At 75.5% G+C, this 18148-nt stretch carries 14 protein-coding genes and 2 pseudogenes; 10 read left to right on the forward strand and 6 right to left on the reverse strand.

From position 1 onward, the window contains the following. Positions 1–46 precede the first annotated feature (46 nt). From ACSUPV_RS40140 to rfaE2, 8 genes are all read left to right on the forward strand, one after another. The gene (locus tag ACSUPV_RS40140) at positions 47–1759 is read left to right on the forward strand and encodes a carbamoyltransferase family protein (protein WP_436949742.1); all 1713 of its coding nucleotides are present in this window, start codon (positions 47–49) and stop codon (positions 1757–1759) included. Beyond that, on the forward strand, positions 1756–2829 hold the full coding sequence (locus tag ACSUPV_RS40145) for a glycosyltransferase family 2 protein (protein WP_037767318.1): 1074 nt from the start codon (positions 1756–1758) through the stop codon (positions 2827–2829). The genes ACSUPV_RS40140 and ACSUPV_RS40145 overlap by 4 nt, the downstream gene beginning before the upstream one ends. Beyond that, the gene (locus tag ACSUPV_RS40150; RefSeq protein WP_359791965.1) at positions 2826–3434 is read left to right on the forward strand and encodes a D-glycero-alpha-D-manno-heptose-1,7-bisphosphate 7-phosphatase; all 609 of its coding nucleotides are present in this window, start codon (positions 2826–2828) and stop codon (positions 3432–3434) included. Before ACSUPV_RS40145 ends, ACSUPV_RS40150 begins: the two co-directional genes overlap by 4 nt. Continuing rightward, positions 3431–4498, forward strand: coding sequence for a glycosyltransferase family 9 protein (locus ACSUPV_RS40155; protein WP_037767320.1), 1068 nt, complete (start codon positions 3431–3433; stop codon positions 4496–4498). Before ACSUPV_RS40150 ends, ACSUPV_RS40155 begins: the two co-directional genes overlap by 4 nt. After that, the gene (locus ACSUPV_RS40160; protein ID WP_436949744.1) at positions 4495–5460 is read left to right on the forward strand and encodes a glycosyltransferase; all 966 of its coding nucleotides are present in this window, start codon (positions 4495–4497) and stop codon (positions 5458–5460) included. Before ACSUPV_RS40155 ends, ACSUPV_RS40160 begins: the two co-directional genes overlap by 4 nt. Further along, positions 5457–6734, forward strand: a complete 1278-nt coding sequence (locus tag ACSUPV_RS40165; RefSeq protein ID WP_436949745.1) for a glycosyltransferase — start codon at positions 5457–5459, stop codon at positions 6732–6734. Before ACSUPV_RS40160 ends, ACSUPV_RS40165 begins: the two co-directional genes overlap by 4 nt. A 76-nt stretch (positions 6735–6810) precedes the next feature. Beyond that, on the forward strand, positions 6811–7446 hold the full coding sequence (locus ACSUPV_RS40170; protein ID WP_037767325.1) for a D-sedoheptulose-7-phosphate isomerase: 636 nt from the start codon (positions 6811–6813) through the stop codon (positions 7444–7446). Continuing rightward, positions 7443–8849, forward strand: a complete 1407-nt coding sequence (gene rfaE2 / locus ACSUPV_RS40175) for a D-glycero-beta-D-manno-heptose 1-phosphate adenylyltransferase (RefSeq protein WP_031116291.1) — start codon at positions 7443–7445, stop codon at positions 8847–8849. Before ACSUPV_RS40170 ends, rfaE2 begins: the two co-directional genes overlap by 4 nt. Before the next feature lie 79 nt (positions 8850–8928). Here the strand turns inward: rfaE2 and ACSUPV_RS40180 are convergent, their stop codons facing one another. From ACSUPV_RS40180 to ACSUPV_RS40195, 4 genes are all read right to left on the reverse strand, one after another. Continuing rightward, positions 8929–10230, reverse strand: coding sequence for an MFS transporter (locus tag ACSUPV_RS40180; protein ID WP_037866329.1), 1302 nt, complete (start codon positions 10228–10230; stop codon positions 8929–8931). Positions 10231–10577: 347 nt separating this feature from the next. Next, on the reverse strand, positions 10578–11141 hold the full coding sequence (locus ACSUPV_RS40185; RefSeq protein ID WP_031116289.1) for a hemerythrin domain-containing protein: 564 nt from the start codon (positions 11139–11141) through the stop codon (positions 10578–10580). 79 nt (positions 11142–11220) lie between these two features. Then, complete coding sequence (locus ACSUPV_RS40190; protein WP_436949748.1) at positions 11221–11754, reverse strand: DoxX family protein; 534 nt, start codon at positions 11752–11754, stop codon at positions 11221–11223. 63 nt (positions 11755–11817) lie between these two features. Continuing rightward, positions 11818–13002 carry an amidohydrolase gene (locus tag ACSUPV_RS40195; RefSeq protein WP_436949750.1) on the reverse strand — a complete coding sequence of 395 codons (1185 nt, stop codon included), beginning with the start codon at positions 13000–13002 and terminating at the stop codon, positions 11818–11820. A gap of 176 nt (positions 13003–13178) precedes the next feature. On the opposite strand from ACSUPV_RS40195, the gene ACSUPV_RS40200 reads away from it, so the two are divergent. Beyond that, a complete protein-coding gene (locus tag ACSUPV_RS40200; RefSeq protein WP_037767390.1) occupies positions 13179–14642 on the forward strand; it encodes an aminotransferase class I/II-fold pyridoxal phosphate-dependent enzyme in 1464 nt (487 codons plus the stop codon). A gap of 137 nt (positions 14643–14779) precedes the next feature. Further along, positions 14780–15175, forward strand: a pseudogene (locus ACSUPV_RS40205) (serine hydrolase); the annotation flags it as partial. Between the two features lie 7 nt (positions 15176–15182). Here ACSUPV_RS40205 and ACSUPV_RS40210 read toward each other — a convergent pair. Continuing rightward, on the reverse strand, positions 15183–16550 hold the full coding sequence (locus ACSUPV_RS40210; protein WP_436949752.1) for an alpha-lytic protease prodomain-containing protein: 1368 nt from the start codon (positions 16548–16550) through the stop codon (positions 15183–15185). Positions 16551–16708: 158 nt separating this feature from the next. After that, positions 16709–18076, reverse strand: a pseudogene (locus tag ACSUPV_RS40215) (alkaline phosphatase D family protein). Positions 18077–18148 lie beyond the last annotated feature (72 nt).

Below are 18148 nucleotides of genomic sequence, written 5' to 3' on the forward strand. Positions count from 1 at the left end.
CGCCTCGCCCGGTCCCGCCCCCACCGTCGAAAGGCCCGCCACCCCCATGCGCATCCTCGGAATCAACGCCCTCTTCCACGATCCCGCCGCCGCCCTGGTGATCGACGGGCGGACCGTCGCCGCCACCGAGGAGGAGCGGTTCTCCCGGCGCAAGCACGGCAAGCGGCCCCTGCCGTTCTCCGCCTGGGAACTGCCCGAGAAGGCCGCCGCCTGGTGCCTGAAGCGGGCCGGGCTGCGCCCGCAGGACCTCGACGCCGTCACCTACTCCTTCGACCCGGCGCTCGCCCGGCCCGCCGAGGACATGGGCCTGGACGACCCCTGGGACCACCTGCGGCTCACCTACGCCCGCGAGGCGCCCGGCTTCCTGCGGACGGCCCTGCCCGGGCTCGACCCCGGCATCGTCCGCTTCGTACCGCACCACATGGCGCACGCCGCCTCCAGTGCCTTCGCCGCACCGGACGCCGGGAACTCCTCCGTCCTGGTCCTGGACGGCCGCGGCGAGCGCGCCTCCCACCTGGCCGCCCGCCGCACCGGGGACCGCCTGGAGGCCCTGCACGCCCAGGAACTCCCGCACTCGCTCGGCCTGGTCTACGAGGAACTCACCGGACACCTCGGCTTCCTGCGCTCCTCCGACGAGTTCAAGGTGATGGCCCTCGCCTCCCACGGCAGGCCGCGCATGCTCGCCGAACTGCGCCGGCACGTGTACCCCACCGGCGACGGCGGCTTCCACGCCACCGGCGTGCCCTGGCACGAGCTGTGCGCGCCGCGCGGCCCCGACGAGCCGTGGACGCAGGACCACGCCGACGTCGCCGCCAGCGCCCAGGCCGTGCTGGAGGAGACCCTGCTCGACCTGGTGCGCTGGCTGCACGGCCGCACCCACGACCGGGTGCTCACCCTCGCCGGCGGCGTCGCCCTCAACTGCGTCGCCAACTCCCGCATCGCCCGCGAGGGCCCCTTCGCCCGGGTGTGGGTGCAGCCCGCCGCGGGAGACGCCGGGACCGCCCTGGGCGGCGCCCTTCTGCTGTCCGCCGTGGAGGGCGACCAACCCGAACCCATGACCGGCGCCGACCTCGGCCGGGACTGGTCCGACGCGGAGCTCGGAGCCTGGCTGAAGACCGCGGCCGTCCCCTTCGAACGGCCCCCGGACATCGCCGAGACCGTCGCCCGGGCCCTCGCCGACAACGGCATCGTCGCCTGGTTCCAGGGCCGTTCCGAGTACGGCCCCCGGGCGCTCGGCCACCGCTCGCTGCTGGCCCACCCCGGGCACGCGGGCAACCTGGAACGCCTCAACGACGTCAAGGGCCGCGAGCAGTTCCGGCCCGTCGCCCCGATGGTCCTCGCCGACCGCGCCGCCGACATCTTCGACGGCCCGCTGCCCAGCCCGTACATGCTGTTCGTGCACGACGTGGCCCCGGAGTGGCGGGAGCGGATCCCCGCCGTCGTGCACGTCGACGGCACCGCCCGCATCCAGACCGTCGACCCGGCCCGCGAACCCCTGGTCGCCCGGATGCTCGGCGCGTTCGAGCGGCTCACCGGACTGCCCGTGGTCGTCAACACCAGCCTCAACACGGCCGGCCGCCCCATGGTCGACGACCCGCGCGACGCCCTGGAGTGCTTCGGCTCCTCACCCGTCGACCTGCTCGCCATCGGCCCGTACGCGATCCGGCGCGGCGACCTGTTCCGGACCGAGTCCGGCACCGATTCCCGTACCGCTCTCGGTACCGACTTCCGCCCCGACGCCGCCGGAGGTCCGCGATGACCCGCCCCGACGCCCCCGCCGGGGACGCCGAGTACGCCGTCGTCATCCCCACCCTCGGCCGGCCCAGCCTGCGCACCTGCCTGCACGCCCTCGCCGAGGCGAGCGGACCCGGGCCGGTCCGGGTGGTCCTCGTCGACGACCGGCCCGACCGTGCCCGTACGTTCCTCACCGCGGACGTGCCGCCGTCCCTGCGCTCGCGCACCCTCGTGGTGCCCGGCGGGGCGCGCGGACCCGCCGCCGCCCGCAACCTCGGCTGGCGGGCGGCCGGCGACGTGCCCTGGATCGTCTTCCTCGACGACGACGTCGTACCCGGCCCCACCTGGGGCGACGACCTGACCCTCGACCTGGCCGCGGCCACCGACCGGACCGCCGGCATCACCGCCCGGATCGAGGTCCCCCTGCCCAGCGACCGCCGCCCCACCGACTGGGAGCGCAACACGGCCGGGCTCGCCACCGCCCACTGGATCACCGCCGACATGGCGTACCGACGGGCGGCGCTGGCCGCGGTCGGCGGCTTCGACGAACGCTTCCGCCGGGCCTTCCGGGAGGACGCCGACCTCGCCCTGCGCCTGCTCGACGCCGGCTGGACCCTCACCGGCGGCCGGCGCACCACCACCCACCCCGTACGGCCGGCCGGGCGCTGGATCTCCGTCCGGCTCCAGGCCGGCAACGCCGACGACGTGCTGATGACCCGGCTGCACGGCCGCCACTGGTGGCGGCGCGCGGAGGCGTCCCGCGGGCGGCTGCCCGTGCACCTGGCGGTGACCGGAGCGGCGGTGACGGCACTCGGCTGCGCCCTGCTCGGCCGGCCCCGACCCGCCGCGGCCTGCGCCGCCGCGTGGCTGGCCGGCACCGCCGAGTTCGCCCTGGCCCGGATTCTGCCCGGACCGCGCACCCGCGACGAGGTGCTCACGATGGTCCTGACCAGCGTGCTCGTCCCGCCCGCCGCCACCTGGCACTGGCTGCGCGGGCAGCTGGCGCACCGTACGGCCCGGCCACACACGCCTTTCGGGACGGGAGAGCCGGCACCCGCGCCCCGCCCGAAGGTCGGGGAACGGCTCCGGTCATGACCCGCCCCTGGCTGCTTCCCACGACACACGGGCCCGCCGACGCGCGGCCGGCCCGGCCCGGCCGCGCGCTCCCCGCGGCCGTCCTCTTCGACCGCGACGGCACCCTCGTCGCCGACGTCCCCTACAACGGGGACCCCGCGCGGGTCGCGCTCATGCCGGGCGCGCGGGAGGCCGTCGACGCCGTGCGCGCCGCCGGAGTGCCCGTCGGTGTCGTGACCAACCAGTCGGGCGTGGCCCGGGGCCTGCTGACCCGCCGCCAGGTCGAGGACGTGCGCCTGCGGGTGGAGGAACTGCTCGGGCCGTTCGCCGTCTGGGCCGTGTGCCCGCACGGGCCGGAGGAGGGCTGCGGCTGCCGCAAACCGGCCCCCGGCCTGGTGCTGGCCGCCTGCCGCGGCCTCGCCGTGCCGCCCGAACGCACCGTCGTCATCGGCGACATCGGGGCCGACGTGGCGGCCGCCCGGGCCGCGGGGGCCCGCGGTGTCCTCGTTCCCACGGTCCTCACCCGGCCCGAGGAGATCACGGAGGCCGACGCCACGGCGTACGACCTTCGCGAGGCGGTACGCCTCGCCCTCGACTCGGCCGTGCCGGCGGGGGAGGCCCGATGACTCCCACCCGGTTCCGCCGCCCCCGCACCCTCGTCGTCCGCCTCGACAGCGCCGGTGACGTCCTCCTGGCCGGGCCCGCCGTCCGGGCCGTCGCGGCCGGGTCCGCGCACACCGCGCTGCTGTGCGGGCCGCAGGGCGCCGCCGCGGGCCGGATGCTGCCCGGCGTGGACGACGTGCTGACCTACGACGCCCCCTGGGTCGGGCTGGAACCGCCGCCGATCACCCGGACGGCCACCCGGCGGCTGATGGAGACGCTCACGGCAGGCCGCTTCGACCGGGCGCTCGTCCTCGTGTCGTACCACCAGAGCCCGCTGCCGGCCGCCCTGCTGCTCAAGCTCGCCGGGATCGGCTGGACCGCCGCCGACAGCGAGGACTACCCGGGCGCCCTCCTCGACCTGCGGCACCGCAGACTCCCGCACCGGCACGAGGCCCTGGCCGCCCTCGACCTGGCCCGCGCCGCGGGCTTCGCACTGCCACCCGGCGACGACGGCGCACTCCGCGTCACCCCGCCGCCCCCCACCACCCGCCTCACCGGACCCGAGCCGTACGTCGTCGTGCACCCCGGCGCCGCCGTGCCCGCGCGGGCGTGGAGCCCCGGGCGGGCCGCCCGGGCCGTGGCCGCGCTGTCCGCCGAGGGCTACCGGGTCGTCGTCACCGGCGGCCGCGCCGAGCGGGAGCTGACCGCCCGGGTCGCCGGCCGGCACGCGCTGGACCTCGGCGGCGCCACCGACCTGCCGCAGCTCGCCGGAGTCCTGGCCGGAGCGCGGGTCGTGGTGGCCGGGAACACCGGCCCGGCGCACCTCGCCGCCGCCGTCGGCACACCCGTCGTCAGCCTCTTCGCACCGGTCGTGCCGGCCGAACGCTGGGCCCCCTACGGCGTCCCGCACCTCCTGCTCGGCGACCCGCACGCCGCGTGCGCGGACACCCGGGCACGCCACTGCCCGGTCCCCGGACACCCCTGCCTCGACGCGATCGGCGACGCCGAGGTGCTCGCGGCCGTGGCGGCCCTCACGGACGACCGCGCGGACCAGGGAGAACACACGGAGCGAGGAGCGACCGTATGAACATCCTGCTGTGGCATGTGCACGGCTCCTGGACGACCGCGTTCGTCCAGGGCCCGCACACCTACCTCGTCCCCGTCACCCCGGGCCGCGACCCGGACGGCCTCGGACGGGCCCGCACCTTCCTCTGGCCCGCCTCGGTGCGCGAGGCCACCCCCGAGCAACTTCGCGACACGCCCGTCGACCTGGTGCTGCTGCAACGCCCGCACGAGATCGAGCTGGCTGAGCGGTGGCTCGGCGGGCGGCGCCCCGGCCGCGACGTGCCCGCGCTGTACCTGGAGCACAACGCGCCCGACGGCGCCGTACCGGACACCCGCCACCCGTGCGCCGACCGCACCGCTCTGACGATCGTGCACGTCACCCACTTCAACCGGCTCTTCTGGGACTGCGGCACCACCCGCACCGAGGTCGTCGAGCACGGCATCGTCGACCCGGGCCACCACTACACCGGCCGGCTCGCCCGCGCCGCCGTCGTCGTCAACGAACCCGTGCGGCGCGCCCGGTACACCGGCACGGACCTGCTGCCCGCCCTGGCGGAGGCGGTGCCGCTCGACGTGTTCGGCATGGGCACCGAGGGCCTGGCCGGACACCTCGGCCTGCCACCCGACCGGTGCCGCACCGCCGACCTGGCCCAGAGCGACCTGCACACGGCCCTCGCCGAACGCCGCATGTACCTGCACCCGGTGCGCTGGACCTCCCTCGGCCTGTCCCTGCTGGAGGCGATGCACCTCGGCCTGCCCGTGCTGGCGCTCGCGACCACCGGCGCCGTCGAGGCCGTACCGCCCGGCGCGGGCACCCTCTCCACCCGCCCCGACGTCCTGGCCCGCGCCGCCCGCCGCTACCTCCACGAACCCGAGGCCGCGGCCGAGGACGGCGCCCGGGCCCGGCAGGCGGCCCTCGAACGCTACGGGCTCAAGCGCTTCCTGGCCGACTGGGAGCGCCTGATCACGGAGGTGTGCTCATGACCCCGTCCCTCAGCCCCTTCCCCGCCGGGCCGCTCGGCGGCGACCCCCTCGACCCGGGCGTCCTGGCGATCGCCCTCGTCTCGGAGCACGCGAGCCCCCTCGCCGCGCTCGGCGGGGTCGACGCGGGCGGACAGAACGTCCACGTCGCCTGCCTCGCCGGCGCCCTCGCCGACCGCGGCCACCGCGTCACCGTCTACACCCGCCGCGACACCTCCGACCTGCCCTGCCGGGTGGAGCTGCGCGACGGCGTCGAGGTGCACCACGTGCCCGCCGGGCCGGCCGAGCCGCTCCCCAAGGACGCGCTCCTGCCGCACATGGGCGAGTTCGGCCGCTACCTGGCCCGCAGCTGGCGCACCCGGGCCCCCGACCTCGTGCACTCGCACTACTGGATGTCGGGCCTGGCCGCGCTGCGCGCCACCCGCGAGCGGGGCCTGCCCCTGCTGCACACCTACCACGCCCTCGGCACCGTGAAGAAACGGCACCAGCGGCTCGCCGACACCAGCCCGCCGGAACGGATCCCCGGCGAGACCGAGATCGGCCTGGGCTGCGACCGCGTCATCGCCACCTGCCGCGACGAGGCCGTCGAACTGGCCCGCATGGGCATACCCCCGCACAAGGTCGGCATCGTCCCGTGCGGCGTCGACACCGACCGGTTCACCCCCAAGGGCCCGGCCGCGCCCCGCGGACCGCTCCCGCACCGGCTGCTCCAGCTGGGCCGGCTCGTACCGCGCAAGGGCGCCGCCGTCACCGTCGCCGCGCTGGCCCGGCTGCCCGGCACCGAACTGCTCGTGGTCGGCGGACCGCCCGCCGACCGGCTCGACGACGACCCGGAGGTCCGCCGGCTGCGCGGCATCGCCCGGGACGCCGGCGTCGCCGACCGGGTCCGCTTCACCGGCGCCGTGCCCAGCGAGGAGGTGCCCGCGCTGCTGCGCTCCACCGACGTGGTGGTCTGCCCCGCCGACTACGAGCCCTTCGGCATCGTGCCGCTGGAGGCCATGGCCTGCGGCGTGCCCGTGGTGGCCAGCGCGGTCGGCGGGCAGCTCGACACCGTCGCCGACCCGGGCACCGGACGGCTGGTGCCGCCCCGCGACCCCGAGGCCCTGGCCCGTGCCGTCGCCGGACTGCTCGCCGACCCGGCGGCCCGCGCGGCCTGCGGGGCGGCCGGGCGCCGCCGCGTCCTCAGCCGGTACGGCTGGGGCCAGGTCGCCGCCGCCACCGAGGCGGCCTACTGCGAGGTCCTCGACGCCGAGCCCGCCGCGACCGGCGCCGGCTGAACCGGCCCGCGCCCCGCCCAGAGCCCGAAGGAGGTGTGGGCCCGCCGCCACCCCCGCGGCGGTACGCCCGATCCGCATGGACGAACTCCCCGCACACCCCGCCCTCGACGCCGCCCGAGCACACTGCGAGTCGCTGGAGGAGGCCCTCGGCCGGTTCCGCCGGCACGGCCTGGACCGGATCGCCGACTGGGGCGGCCGCCTCGCCGACGTCCTCTCCGGCGGCGGCCGGCTGCTCGCCGCGGGCAACGGCGGAAGCGCCGCCCAGGCCCAGCACCTCACCGCCGAGCTGGTCGGCCGCTATCGCCGGGAGCGTCGCGCCTACTCCGCGCTCGCCCTGCACGCCGAGACGTCCAGCGTGACCGCCATCGGCAACGACTACGGCTTCGACCACGTCTACGCCCGCCAGGTCACCGCCCACGGCCGCCCCGGCGACATCCTGATGCTGCTGTCCACCTCCGGCCGCAGCGCCAACCTCATCGCCGCGGCCGTCACCGCCCGGCAGGCCGGGCTGCGCGTGTGGGCGCTCACCGGACGCGGCCCGAATCCCCTGGCGGAAGCCGCCCACGAGGCCCTGTGCGTCGACGCGGACAGCACCGCCACCGTCCAGGAGACCCATCTCGTCGCCGTCCACCTGCTCTGCGAGTGCTTCGACACGGCCGTGTCCACGCCCCTCGCACGCCGTACGGTCCTCACCCACGGGAGCACGCCATGACCGGGCCGAAACCGCTCGCCGTCGTCGGGGACGTCCTCCTCGACGAGGACATCGAAGGCGTCTCCACCCGGCTCTCCCCGGACGCCCCCGCCCCCGTCGTCGACGTCACCGGCGACCGCAGCCACCCCGGAGGGGCCGGACTGGCCGCCGCCCTCGCCGCGCGGGGCGGCCGGGACGTGGTGCTGGTGACCGCGCTCGGCGACGACGACGCCAGCGAGGCCGTACGCCGTGACCTGCGCGGCCGGGTCCGGCTGCTGGAGATCCCGCTGAAGGGCACCCTCCCGGTCAAGACCCGGGTCCTGGCGGGCGGCCGGCCCGTCGTCCGCATCGACCGGGGCGGCGGCACCCCCGGCGAACCCGACGACGCCGTCCGCTCCGCACTCGCGAACGCGCACGCCGTCCTGGTCGCCGACTACGGCCGCCACACCGCGGGCGCCCTGCGGCCCCACCTCGAGGACATCGCCCGCCGCACCCCCCTGGTGTGGGACCCGCACCCCAAGGGCGACCCGCCCGTGCCCGGAGCACGGCTGGTCACCCCCAACGCCGCCGAGGCACGCGCCCTGCACCCCGGCTCCGGAGGAACGTCGCTGGGCGAGTACGCCGAGCGCGGGGCGCGGCTCGCGGAGCGCTGGCGCGCGGCAGGGGTGGCCGTCACCCTCGGCGACCGCGGAGTGCTGCTGGCCCGGCCCGGCGCCGGCACGCCGATGCTGGTCCCCGTGCCCTACCGGGCCGCCGGGGACCCGTGCGGCGCGGGCGACTGCTTCGCCGCGACGACGGCGGCCGCCCTCGCCGACGGTCTGCTCCCCGAGGAGGCGCTGCAACGGGCCGTGGCCGAGGCGGCCGCGTTCGTCGCGGCGGGCGGCGCGGGCAACCCCGACCTGTGGCGGACTCCGCCGACGCCGGACCCCGCGGACGATCCCACGACCGACGCGTTCGCCCTAGCGGAGAGCGTCCGCGCCCGCGGCGGCACCGTGGTCGCCACCGGCGGCTGCTTCGACCTGGTGCACGCCGGGCACGTCGGCCTGCTGGAGAGCGCCCGGCGCATCGGCGACTGCCTCATCGTGTGCCTGAACTCCGACGCGTCCGTCACCCGCCGCAAGGGCCCCGGGCGCCCGCTCAACCACGCGGCGGACCGGGCCCGCGTCCTCGCCGCCCTCGGCAGCGTCGACGCGGTCGTGGTCTTCGAGGAGGACACCCCCGAGGCGGTCCTGACGCGCCTGCGCCCGGACGTCTGGGTCAAGGGCGGCGACTACTCCGTCCAGGACCTGCCGGAGGCGGAGGTCCTGCGGAGCTGGGGCGGGCAGGCGGTGGTCCTGCCGTACCTGGACGGCCGCTCCACGACCCTGCTGACCCGCAGGGCGGCCAAGGCGGCTGCCGGGGCCCTGCGGCCGTCGGGGTCCTGACCAGCAGGACGCCCTCGGGGTCCTGACCGGGAGAACGGCCTCAGGGTCCTGACCGGGAGGACGGCCTCAGGGGTCCTGCTCAGGCCGCCTTGCTCAGGGCCGGCACGTCGCCCTCCTCGGTGCGCAGCACCACCGGGGGCGCGGCCCTGCGCTGCCGCAGCAGGTGGCCCGCCCCGATCGCACCGGCGATGAGCAGTCCACCGGTGACCAGGGCACCGCGGGCCCCGGCCAGTTCCATGAGCAGGCCGAGCGCGGGCGGACCGCCCAGGCTCCACACCGTGCCGATGCTGCCCCACACGCCCAGCACGCGTCCACGCAGATGGGCGGGCGGGTCGGTCTGCAGCACGGCCGTACCGGCGGTGTCGGAGACGGACTCCACCACGGCCATCGGCAGCACCAGCGCGATCAGCACGACCAGCGACGGAGACAGCCCCGCCGCCACCTGGAGCAGCCCGCCGGTCGCCGCCAGCGCGCCCACGAGCCGCACCGACGGCCGGCGCAGCCGGGCGCCGAGCACCGCGCCGAGGATCCCGCCGATCGCGAGCACGGTCGACACGGTGCCGAAGGAACCGGCGCCACCCGCGAGCGGCCCGGTGACGAGCACGGCCAGGGTGAGCCCGTAGTTCCGGCCGAACACCGCGCTGATCCCGGTCACGCCGGCGAGCGCGACCAGCCGCGGCCGACGCGCGAAGAAGGCCAGCCCCTCGCGCACGCTCATCTCGGAGCCGGTGCGCCCGCCGGGCGCGGCGACGTGTCGTACCGCCCCGGCGGCCGGGCGCAGGAACGGAATGACCGACGCCACGAACAGGAACGACAGCCCGTTGGCGAAGTACGCGGCGGACGTGCCGAGGAACCCGACCGCCACACCGGCGAGAGCCGCTCCCACGAGCCGGCCCGCCTGGTGCACCAGCGCCCCGACCCCGATGGCCGACGGCACGTCCTCCGCCGGGACCAGGTCGTTGCCCAGCAGCGCGCACGCGGGGTTGTCGACGGTCGCGACGACACCCGTGACCGCGGCCAGCACCATCAGCGAGGTCATGTCGAGCCGGTCCAGCGCCACGAGGACGGCCGTCGTGAACGCGATCGCGCCGAGCAGTGCCTGGCTCACGGCGGCCGTCAGCTTCCGGGGCCACCGGTCGACGGCCGCACCGCCCAGGACGCTCATCAGCAGGGCGGGCGCCGCCTGCACGGACATGGACAGGCCGGTCGCGGCGGCGGACCCGGTGATCTGGAGGACCAGCAGGTTCTGCACCGTGAGCTGCATCCACGTACCGGCGTTGGACACGAAGTTCGCGACGGACCACCAGCGCATGCTGCGGTACCGCAGCGACCGCCAGGGCGAGCGCGAGGCGGGCTGGGCAGGGGAGGGCGAGGAAGACACAGTGCGGTACTCGCAAGACGAGTCGGAGGACTCAGCAGGAGGGGGGCGAGGAGAACGAGAGGCACCGGCTGCGCTGCGCGGTGGCTCCCCTCGCCGGATACGGCGCCGACCATCGTGACAGAGCGATCCCCCGAGTCGGTTCCGCCCGCACCCCGTCCGTCGCTCTCACCCGCCCCAAAGCCCTCTCGCCCACGGGGATTTGGGACCGCGAGTGTGGTTGATCACAGTTGTCGATCATGGGCCGCGGGCTGTGACGGCACCCACAGAAGGTCACGTGACGACGGCCACAGAAGCGGAGAAGGGCCCATCGCGTCGGCGATGGGCCCTTCTCCGCTTCTGTGGCCGCGTTACTCGAACTTCCCCCGACCGCTCAGCGCGTCGCGCAGCCGGTCGACCATCCCGGTGCCGGGCGCCAGGAGCTTGTTCGCCGGAGGCTTGTCGGGAGCCGCCGGGTGGGGGCGGGTCGGGGCGGTCTTCTTCGCCGTGCGGACCTTGTCGCCCAGCTCGTTGAGCGTGTCCATCGGGCACGCCTGCCGCAGCCGCGGGAAGAGGTTCCCTTCCTCGTCCGCGATGTGTGAGCGGATCTCGCTCATCAGCATGCCGATCAGGCGGTCGAAGTCGGCGTCGCCCGCGTCGCAGCCCTCCAGGTCCTTCATGATCCGCTCGGCCGTGGCGTGGTCCTGGAGCTCCTGGTCGGCCAGGGCGTCCCCGCCCGCCACGTGCTCGCGCACGGCCGGATAGAGGTAGGCCTCCTCGGCCACCGAGTGCCGCACCAGTTCGATCGTGACCTGGTCCGCGTACACCTTGCGGTCCTGGTGACCGGACGGCAGCGCCTCGATCCTGCCGAACATCTCCTCGACCTCGCGGTGATCGGTCACCAGCTCGTCGATGACGTTTCCTCCGTGTCCCATGTCCTTCACCTCCAGCCCTCGGGTCCCCCGGGCCCCCGAGGGCTAACGCGCGGTCGGTCCGGTCGGGCCCGCCCAGGGGTCAGGCGGGGAGCTTGGCGCGGACCCGCACGGCCGCGGCGGCCGGACGCGCGGTGGCCCGGACGGAACGCCGCACCAGGCCCGCGTCGTGCCGCAGACCACGGGCGGCGTGCGTGCCGCGCCACACCAGCGAGGGGCGGGCGCCCGTGTCGTCGGCGGCGATCAGCAGCCCGCCGAGCATGGACATGTTCTTGAAGAAGTGGATGCGCTGCTGGGCCCGCTCCGAGGGGTCCTCCGCCTCCCAGAAGCGGTGTCCCGCCAGCGTCGTGGGCACCAGCGTGGCGGCGATGGCGAGCGCGGCCGGCCGCGGCATGCGTCCGGTGGCCAGCATCAGGCCCGCCACGACCTGCACGGCGCCGTTCAGCCGTACGACCTGTTCGGTGCGGTCCGGCAGCGCCGAGACGCGCTCGGTGACGGGTTGGACGACAGGCTCGGCGATGTCGGCGACCTCCTTGGGATCGCGGACGGAGTTCAGGCCGCCCGCGAGGAACATCGAGGCCAGCATGGGACGGCCGAGCACACGCAACAGACTCATGGCCCTCTCCAGGGTGTCGGTGGGTTCAGCGCTCGCCGGGTTCCCCACCGGGCCGGGAGCCACTCACCCGGTCCGGGCCGCCCGGTGCCGCGCCCACGCCTCCTCGCGCAGCCCCTCGCAGAGCAGCACGTCGGCGGCGGTGCACGCGAGGGCCCCGGTCACGGCGACCAGCACCTCGCGGGCCGGGGGAGAGGCGGCCGCCGCGGCGAACTCCGGGGTGTGGTCGGAGCCGTCCTCGACCATGATCGCGACGAACGGGTGGATGGCGGGCACCCGCGTGCTGACGTTCCCGATGTCGGACGACCCCAGGTACACGCCGGGCGCGGGCGGCGACAGCGTGATCCCGGCCCTCGCCAGGTGCGCGGCGAACCGCTCGGACAGCGGCTCGCTGTCCCGGAAGTGCTCGTAGCGCACGGTGGCGCGCTCCACCTCGGCGGTGGTGCCGGTGGCCCGGGCCACGCCCTCGGCGCACACTCGCAGCCGCTCCACCAGGTCGTCCAGGGCCTCGGTGGTGGCCGCGCGCAGCCCGAACAGGCCCTCGGCGTACTCGGGGACGATGTTGGTGGCGGTGCCGCCGTGGGTCACGATGCCCTGCACGTGCGAGCCCTCCGGCAGCCGCCGCCCCAGCACGGCCAGCACATTGAACAGCTCCACGAGCGCCGCGAGCGCGTCGACGCCCTCCGTCGGGTTGCCCGTGGGATGCGCGGCCCGGCCGTGGAAGGCCACCCGGTACTGCACCTGCGCGGTCAGCGGCGCCCGGGCCCAGTCGTACACGCCGGGGTGGAACATCAGCGCGGCGTCGACGTCGTCGAACACCCCGGCGTCCGCCTCGATCGCCTTGCCGCCCCCGCCCTCCTCGGCGGGCGTGCCCACCGCCAGCACCGTCCCGGCGGACACCTCCGGCACGGCGGCCACCGCCAGCGCGGCGCCCAGGCCCGCCGCCGCGATGAGGTTGTGCCCGCACGCGTGCCCGAGGCCGGGCAGGGCGTCGTACTCCATCAGCAGCGCCACCGCCGGCCGGCCCTGGCCCGAGCGCGCCGTGAACGCGGTGGGCATCCCCGCCACGCCCCGCTCCACGGCGAAACCGGCGCGCTCCAGCTCGCCCGAGAGCAGGGCCGCCGCCCGGTGCTCGGCGAAGGCGTACTCGGGGTCGGCGTGCAGGCGCAGGGCAACGTCCCACAGGGCGTCGGCCCGGGCCGCCACCTCCTTGCGCAGGGCCAGATGTACGTCGTTCGGCGTGCCGGCCACGGGGCCTCCTCGGCAGTCGGGGTGCGGTGCCCTTCCCCGCCGGGTTTCACCGCCCGCCGCCGCGACACCCACCGCGTTTCGACCGGTGCCCCGGTGCAACACGGTCGGTGTACCCGCCGGGCCACGACGGCGTGGACGGCGCGGCGGCGGCCGGCGGGCCGGACCCGGGAGGAACCATGGACCACTCGCGCGTGCCCGTGCTGGAGGCGCTTGAGGACTTCCGGCGCCGCGGCGACATCGCCTACGGCCCGCCGGGCCACAAGCAGGGCAGGGGAGTGGATCCGAGGGTCGCCGAGATCGTCGGGCTCGACGTGTTCCGCTCCGACGTGCTCGCCCTCAACGGACTCGACGACCGCCGTCAGTCGCAGGGCGTGCTCAGCCGGGCCCAGGAGCTGATGGCCGACGCGGTCGGCGCCGAGCACGCGTTCTTCTCCACCTGCGGCAGCTCCCTGTCGGTGAAGACCGCCATGCTGGCCGCGGCCGGGCCGGGCGAGAAGCTGCTGCTGTCGCGCAACGCCCACAAGTCCGTCATCGCGGCCGTCGTCGTCAACGGCGTCGAGCCGATCTGGGTGCACCCGAAGTTCGATGCCGAACGCCATCTGGCCCACCCGCCCGAGCCCGACGACGTCCGGCGCCGGCTCAGGGAGCACCCGGACGCCAAGGGCATGCTGCTCATCACGCCGACCGACTGGGGCTCCTGCGCGGACATCGGGGGAGTGGCCCGGGTGTGCCACGAGTTCGACGTGCCCGTGATCGTCGACGAGGCCTGGGGCGCCCACCTGCCGTTCCACCCCGGCCTGCCCGCCTGGGGCATGGACGCCGAGGCCGATCTGGTGGTGACCAGCGTGCACAAGATGGGCGGGGCGGTGGAGCAGAGCTCCGTCTTCCACCTCCAGTACGACCGGGTGTCGCCCGAGGCCCTCAAGCAGCGGGAGGACCTGCTCGGCACCACGAGCGCCTCCTCCCTGGTGTACGCCACCCTCGACGGCTGGCGCCGCCAGATGGTCGAGCAGGGGCAGGAACTCCTGGACGCCGCGATCCGCCGCGCCGACCGCATCCGGGCCGCGGTCGCCGACCTGCCCGGACTGCGGCCCATGGGCCGGGAGGTCGTGGAGGAGGGGCTCGCCGCCGACCTGGATCCGCTCAAGCTGGTGATCGACGTGCGCAAGCTCGGCATCAGCGGGATGCAGGCCGCGGAGTGGCTGCGCACCCACCGCCAGGTGGACGTCGGCGGCTCGGACAGCTGCCGGGTCAGCGCCTCGATCACCCACGCCGACGACGACGAGACCGAGCAGGTCCTGGTGGACGCCCTGCGCGCGCTCGTCGAGCACGCCGACACCGTCGAACGGCGGCCGCCGGTGCGGCTGCCCGAGCCCTCGGCGCTGGAACTGGAGCAGGCGATGCTGCCCCGCGAGGCGTTCTTCGCCCCGGTCGAGCACGTGCCCGCCGAGCGGGCCGCGGGGCGCGTCGCCGCCGAGATGATCAGCCCCTACCCGCCGGGCGTCCCCGTGGTGGCACCCGGCGAGGTCGTCACCGACGCGGTCCTGGACTACCTGCGCAGCGGCGTCGAGCACGGCGTGCTGATCCCGGACGCGGCGGACTCCTCGGTCCGCACGCTGCGGGTCGTGGCCCGGCGCTGAGGAGCCGGATGAGCGGGCGCTCAACAGTCGGTGCTCAACCACTCATGCCCGAGATGTTGAACTCTTCCGCGAGGCGTGGCCGGCTCACGCCAGGCCCGGCTCGCGCGCCGGCTCCTCGACCACATCTGGCGCGAGACGCGGGCGCCGTACGCGCCACGCCGCACGACCTGCTCACCTTCCTGGAAGCCCATCTGAACCCGTCCGCGGCGCCCCCGGCCCCGGCCCCCGCCCTGCGCGCGGTGCGCGTCCCCGTGCTGCGCCGCGGCCTGACCCACCGGCACGTGCACACCGTCGCCTGGTTCCGTCACCCCACCGACGGCGGACCGATGTACTTCCACAGCGGCGCGACCCTCGGCCAGCGGGCGTTCCTCGGCTTCCGCCCCGACACCGGCACGGCCCTGGCCGCCGTGTGCACCCGCCGCTTCCGCGCCCACGACCCGTTCCTGGCCACCGCGTACGCGCTGCTCGCCGAGGAGCGGCTGGACCCGCCCGGCGCCGACGGCACGGGCCGCGCCGGCACCGGACAGCCCTGACCCCTCGTCACAGCCGGTGCCACAGGGCCGGGGTGCGGGTGGGCGCCCAGGGGCCCTGCGCCTGGTGCGTCTGCAGGCACTGGTAGCGCACCCCCGCGTGGGTCACCGTGGCGCCGGCCTCGTACACCCGGCCCGCGGCCCACGCCTGCGCCACGTCGCCCTGCGGCTGCGGGGCCTCGGCCTCCGCCGTCTTCAGCGTGAGGCCGAAGTCGCTGAGCAGCGGATTGATCGGCTGGAAGAACGTCGTACCGCCGCTCTTGCAGTCGCCGGTGCCGCCGGACGTCACGCCCTGCGCCTGCACACCCGAGACGTACGGACCCCCCGAGTCGCCCGGCTCGGCACACACCGTCGTCTGGGTCAGCCCGTCCACCTTGCCCTCGGTGTAGCTGACGCTCGTGTCGTGCTGCTCGACCTTGCCGCAGTGCCACCCCGTGGTGGAACCGGAGCGGCAGACCGCCGCCCCCACGAGCGCCTGGACCGAGCCGGTGATCTGCACCTTCTGCTCGCCCTCGCCCTTGACGTTCGGCGTGGCCGTCCACTTGTCGTTGACGGCCACCCAGGACATGTCCTTGCCGGGGAACGTGGACGCCTGGAAGGTGCCCTGCTCGGCCTTGTCGAACCCGGTCGTCTTGGCGCCCTGCTTGCCGCAGTGACCCGCCGAGGCGAAGCCCTGCTGCTCGCCCTTGGTGACGGAGAAGCCGACGGAGCAGTGGGCCGTGCCCTCGATGTAGTAGGCGTCGCCGCCGGTGACGTCCGCCATGAGGCGCGGCCGGTTCGCCGTCACCTTCACGGCCACGGCCTTGGCGTCGAGGCCCGCCGCCTTCACGAAGGCGGCCGCGGCGGCCTTGGTGCCGGCCTCCACCACGACCCGGTTCGCCGGGATGTCGACGTACCACAGCGGCGTCTCGCGCGTGCTGACCTTGGCCGCCGCCGCGTCCAGCTTCTCCTTCGTGGCCCGCAGGTCGCGCAGCGGCCTCTTCACGACGGCCGCCTTGGCGCCCTGGGCCTTGATCGCGGGCACGTCCGCGGCGTCCGTGGTCGCCACCACGAGTTCCTGGGACGTCGTACCGCGCAGCCAGGCCCCCGCGAAGCGGTCGCCCAGGGCGTTGCGCAGCAGTCCCGCCCGGGTGCCCGCCTCCGCCTCGTTGACCAGTCGCCGGGACGCCTGGGCCCGGGTCAGCCCGAGATCGCGCTGCAGGGCGCGCAGCACCGGAGCCGACGGCCGGTCGGCGCCCAGGGTCTGCGCGGCCGTGGGCAGAGGGCCGGGCGCGGGCGTCGGCTCGGCCGCCGCCGCGGCGGGGAGCCCGGCGGCGACGAGCGCGCCGAGCACGGTGAGGGCCGCCCGGCGACCGGTCAGGGCTTCTCTGAGGACCATGCGTGGTGTCTCCTTCGGTCACGGTGTCCGATACGTCTCGATCACGTGAAAGCTCCCGCAGAGGCCGTGCCGGAACGGCCCGGCGTGATGTCACCGGCCGCCCCGGTTCGCGCTTCGGTGCCGGGAAGGGGCGCCATGTGCAGTACGGGCGCCCGGCGTCACGCGGACTGCAGCCCGGGCGAGCCCACCTCCATGACGAAGGACGCGGTCGTCGAGATGGTGCCGTCGGGTTTCGTGATGGCCGAGACGGTCCGGAAGTCGACCTGGGCGTTCTCCTGTCCGAGCTCGACCCGCAGGTAACCGCGCCGGCCGTCGAAGTGCTTCATGTGAGGGTTCGCCTTCATGTACGTCTCCCAGTCGGACGGCCTCTCGGCCCCGTCGCCGCCGCTGGCGACGGAGGTGCAGGTGAACTCCGTGCCCACCGTCCTGGACGCCGGGTCGTCGAAGTTCTCCTTGATGCCGAAGGCGTAGCCGACGTGGACGTCCCCGGTGAGGACCAGCGTCCATGAAGACCCGGGCCGGCGCGGTCAGGTCGAACTTGCGCTGGGAGAAGTAGACCTGTTGGGGCATCACGTTCCACAGCGCCTGCGAGGTCGCCAGCCGTCCAGCAGCCAGCGCTCCTGGGCGTCGCCGGTGAGTGCTCCGGGGGGCTGCCCTTCTCGTCGACGGCGCCCGCGTAGTTGTTCTCGGTCTCGTGGTCGTCCCAGGTGACGACGACCGGGTGCCGGGCGTGCGCGGCCTGCAGGTCCGGGTCGCTCTTGTACAGCGCGTACCGCAGCCGGTAGTCCGCCGGCGTCGTCGCCTCGCGGTGGAACACGTCGGGCAGCTTGCGGTCGGTGTAGCGGCGGGCCCCGCCGGCGGAGTCCACCGCGTACTCGTACAGGTAGTCGCCGAGGTGGAAGACCACGTCGACGTCCTCCTGCGCCAGATGCCGGTGGGCGGTGTGGTAACCGTCCTGGTAGGCCTGGCAGGCGACCGCGGCCAGCCGCATGCCGTCGGTGTCGCTGTCCTCGTCCGGTGCCGTCCGGGTGCGGCCGACGGGGCTGATCCAGGCCCCCGCCCGGAACCGGTAGTAGTACTCGCTGTCCGGCATCAGGCCCTTGACGTCGACGTGCACGCTGTGCGCGTACTCGGGGTGGGCGATGGCGACACCGGTGCTCGACGAAGGCGAACCACTCGTCCATGGCGACTTCCCAGTAGACGACGACCCGCTGCTGGCCCAGGCCGCCGTCCTCCGCGAACGGCTCGGGAGCGAGCCGCGTCCAGATCAGCACCGAGTCGGGCAGCGGGTCGCCGGAGGCCACGCCGAGGGTGAACGGATCGTCGGTGACCCGGGCCGCGTCCAGCTCCGGTGCGGCGGTGGCGCCGCGGGTCGGCCGGTTGGTGGCGAACGCGGGCATCGCGGCGGCCGCGGTGACGGTCAGGAAGCGGCGGCGGGCGACATGCGGTGCCGCCGTGCGCAGTACGGCGTCGTGCGGGGAGAAGGCATGCTCGGACGGTGGTCTTTGACGGCCCGTCAGCGCCATCTGGTGTCCTCTCGTACGGGGCAGGGCGCCCCGGGCGGACGCGTGGGGACATCGCCGACGTGCGGAGCGCGG

It is taken from the genome of Streptomyces sp. SudanB52_2052 (genome assembly GCF_964272415.1).
Taxonomy (GTDB): domain Bacteria; phylum Actinomycetota; class Actinomycetes; order Streptomycetales; family Streptomycetaceae; genus Streptomyces; species Streptomyces olindensis.

What these genes read in the sequence shown, in the direction of transcription:
- ACSUPV_RS40155 (WP_037767320.1), top strand. Translation starts at nt 3,431, where the DNA reads ATGACTCCCACCCGGTTCCGCCGCCCCCGCACCCTCGTCGTCCGCCTC.
- ACSUPV_RS40185 (WP_031116289.1), bottom strand. Translation starts at nt 11,141, where the DNA reads ATGGGACACGGAGGAAACGTCATCGACGAGCTGGTGACCGATCACCGC.
- ACSUPV_RS40170 (WP_037767325.1), top strand. Translation starts at nt 6,811, where the DNA reads ATGGACGAACTCCCCGCACACCCCGCCCTCGACGCCGCCCGAGCACAC.
- ACSUPV_RS40190 (WP_436949748.1), bottom strand. Translation starts at nt 11,754, where the DNA reads ATGAGTCTGTTGCGTGTGCTCGGCCGTCCCATGCTGGCCTCGATGTTC.
- ACSUPV_RS40145 (WP_037767318.1), top strand. Translation starts at nt 1,756, where the DNA reads ATGACCCGCCCCGACGCCCCCGCCGGGGACGCCGAGTACGCCGTCGTC.
- ACSUPV_RS40165 (WP_436949745.1), top strand. Translation starts at nt 5,457, where the DNA reads ATGACCCCGTCCCTCAGCCCCTTCCCCGCCGGGCCGCTCGGCGGCGAC.
- ACSUPV_RS40160 (WP_436949744.1), top strand. Translation starts at nt 4,495, where the DNA reads ATGAACATCCTGCTGTGGCATGTGCACGGCTCCTGGACGACCGCGTTC.
- rfaE2 (WP_031116291.1), top strand. Translation starts at nt 7,443, where the DNA reads ATGACCGGGCCGAAACCGCTCGCCGTCGTCGGGGACGTCCTCCTCGAC.
- ACSUPV_RS40210 (WP_436949752.1), bottom strand. Translation starts at nt 16,550, where the DNA reads ATGGTCCTCAGAGAAGCCCTGACCGGTCGCCGGGCGGCCCTCACCGTG.
- ACSUPV_RS40150 (WP_359791965.1), top strand. Translation starts at nt 2,826, where the DNA reads ATGACCCGCCCCTGGCTGCTTCCCACGACACACGGGCCCGCCGACGCG.
- ACSUPV_RS40200 (WP_037767390.1), top strand. Translation starts at nt 13,179, where the DNA reads ATGGACCACTCGCGCGTGCCCGTGCTGGAGGCGCTTGAGGACTTCCGG.
- ACSUPV_RS40140 (WP_436949742.1), top strand. Translation starts at nt 47, where the DNA reads ATGCGCATCCTCGGAATCAACGCCCTCTTCCACGATCCCGCCGCCGCC.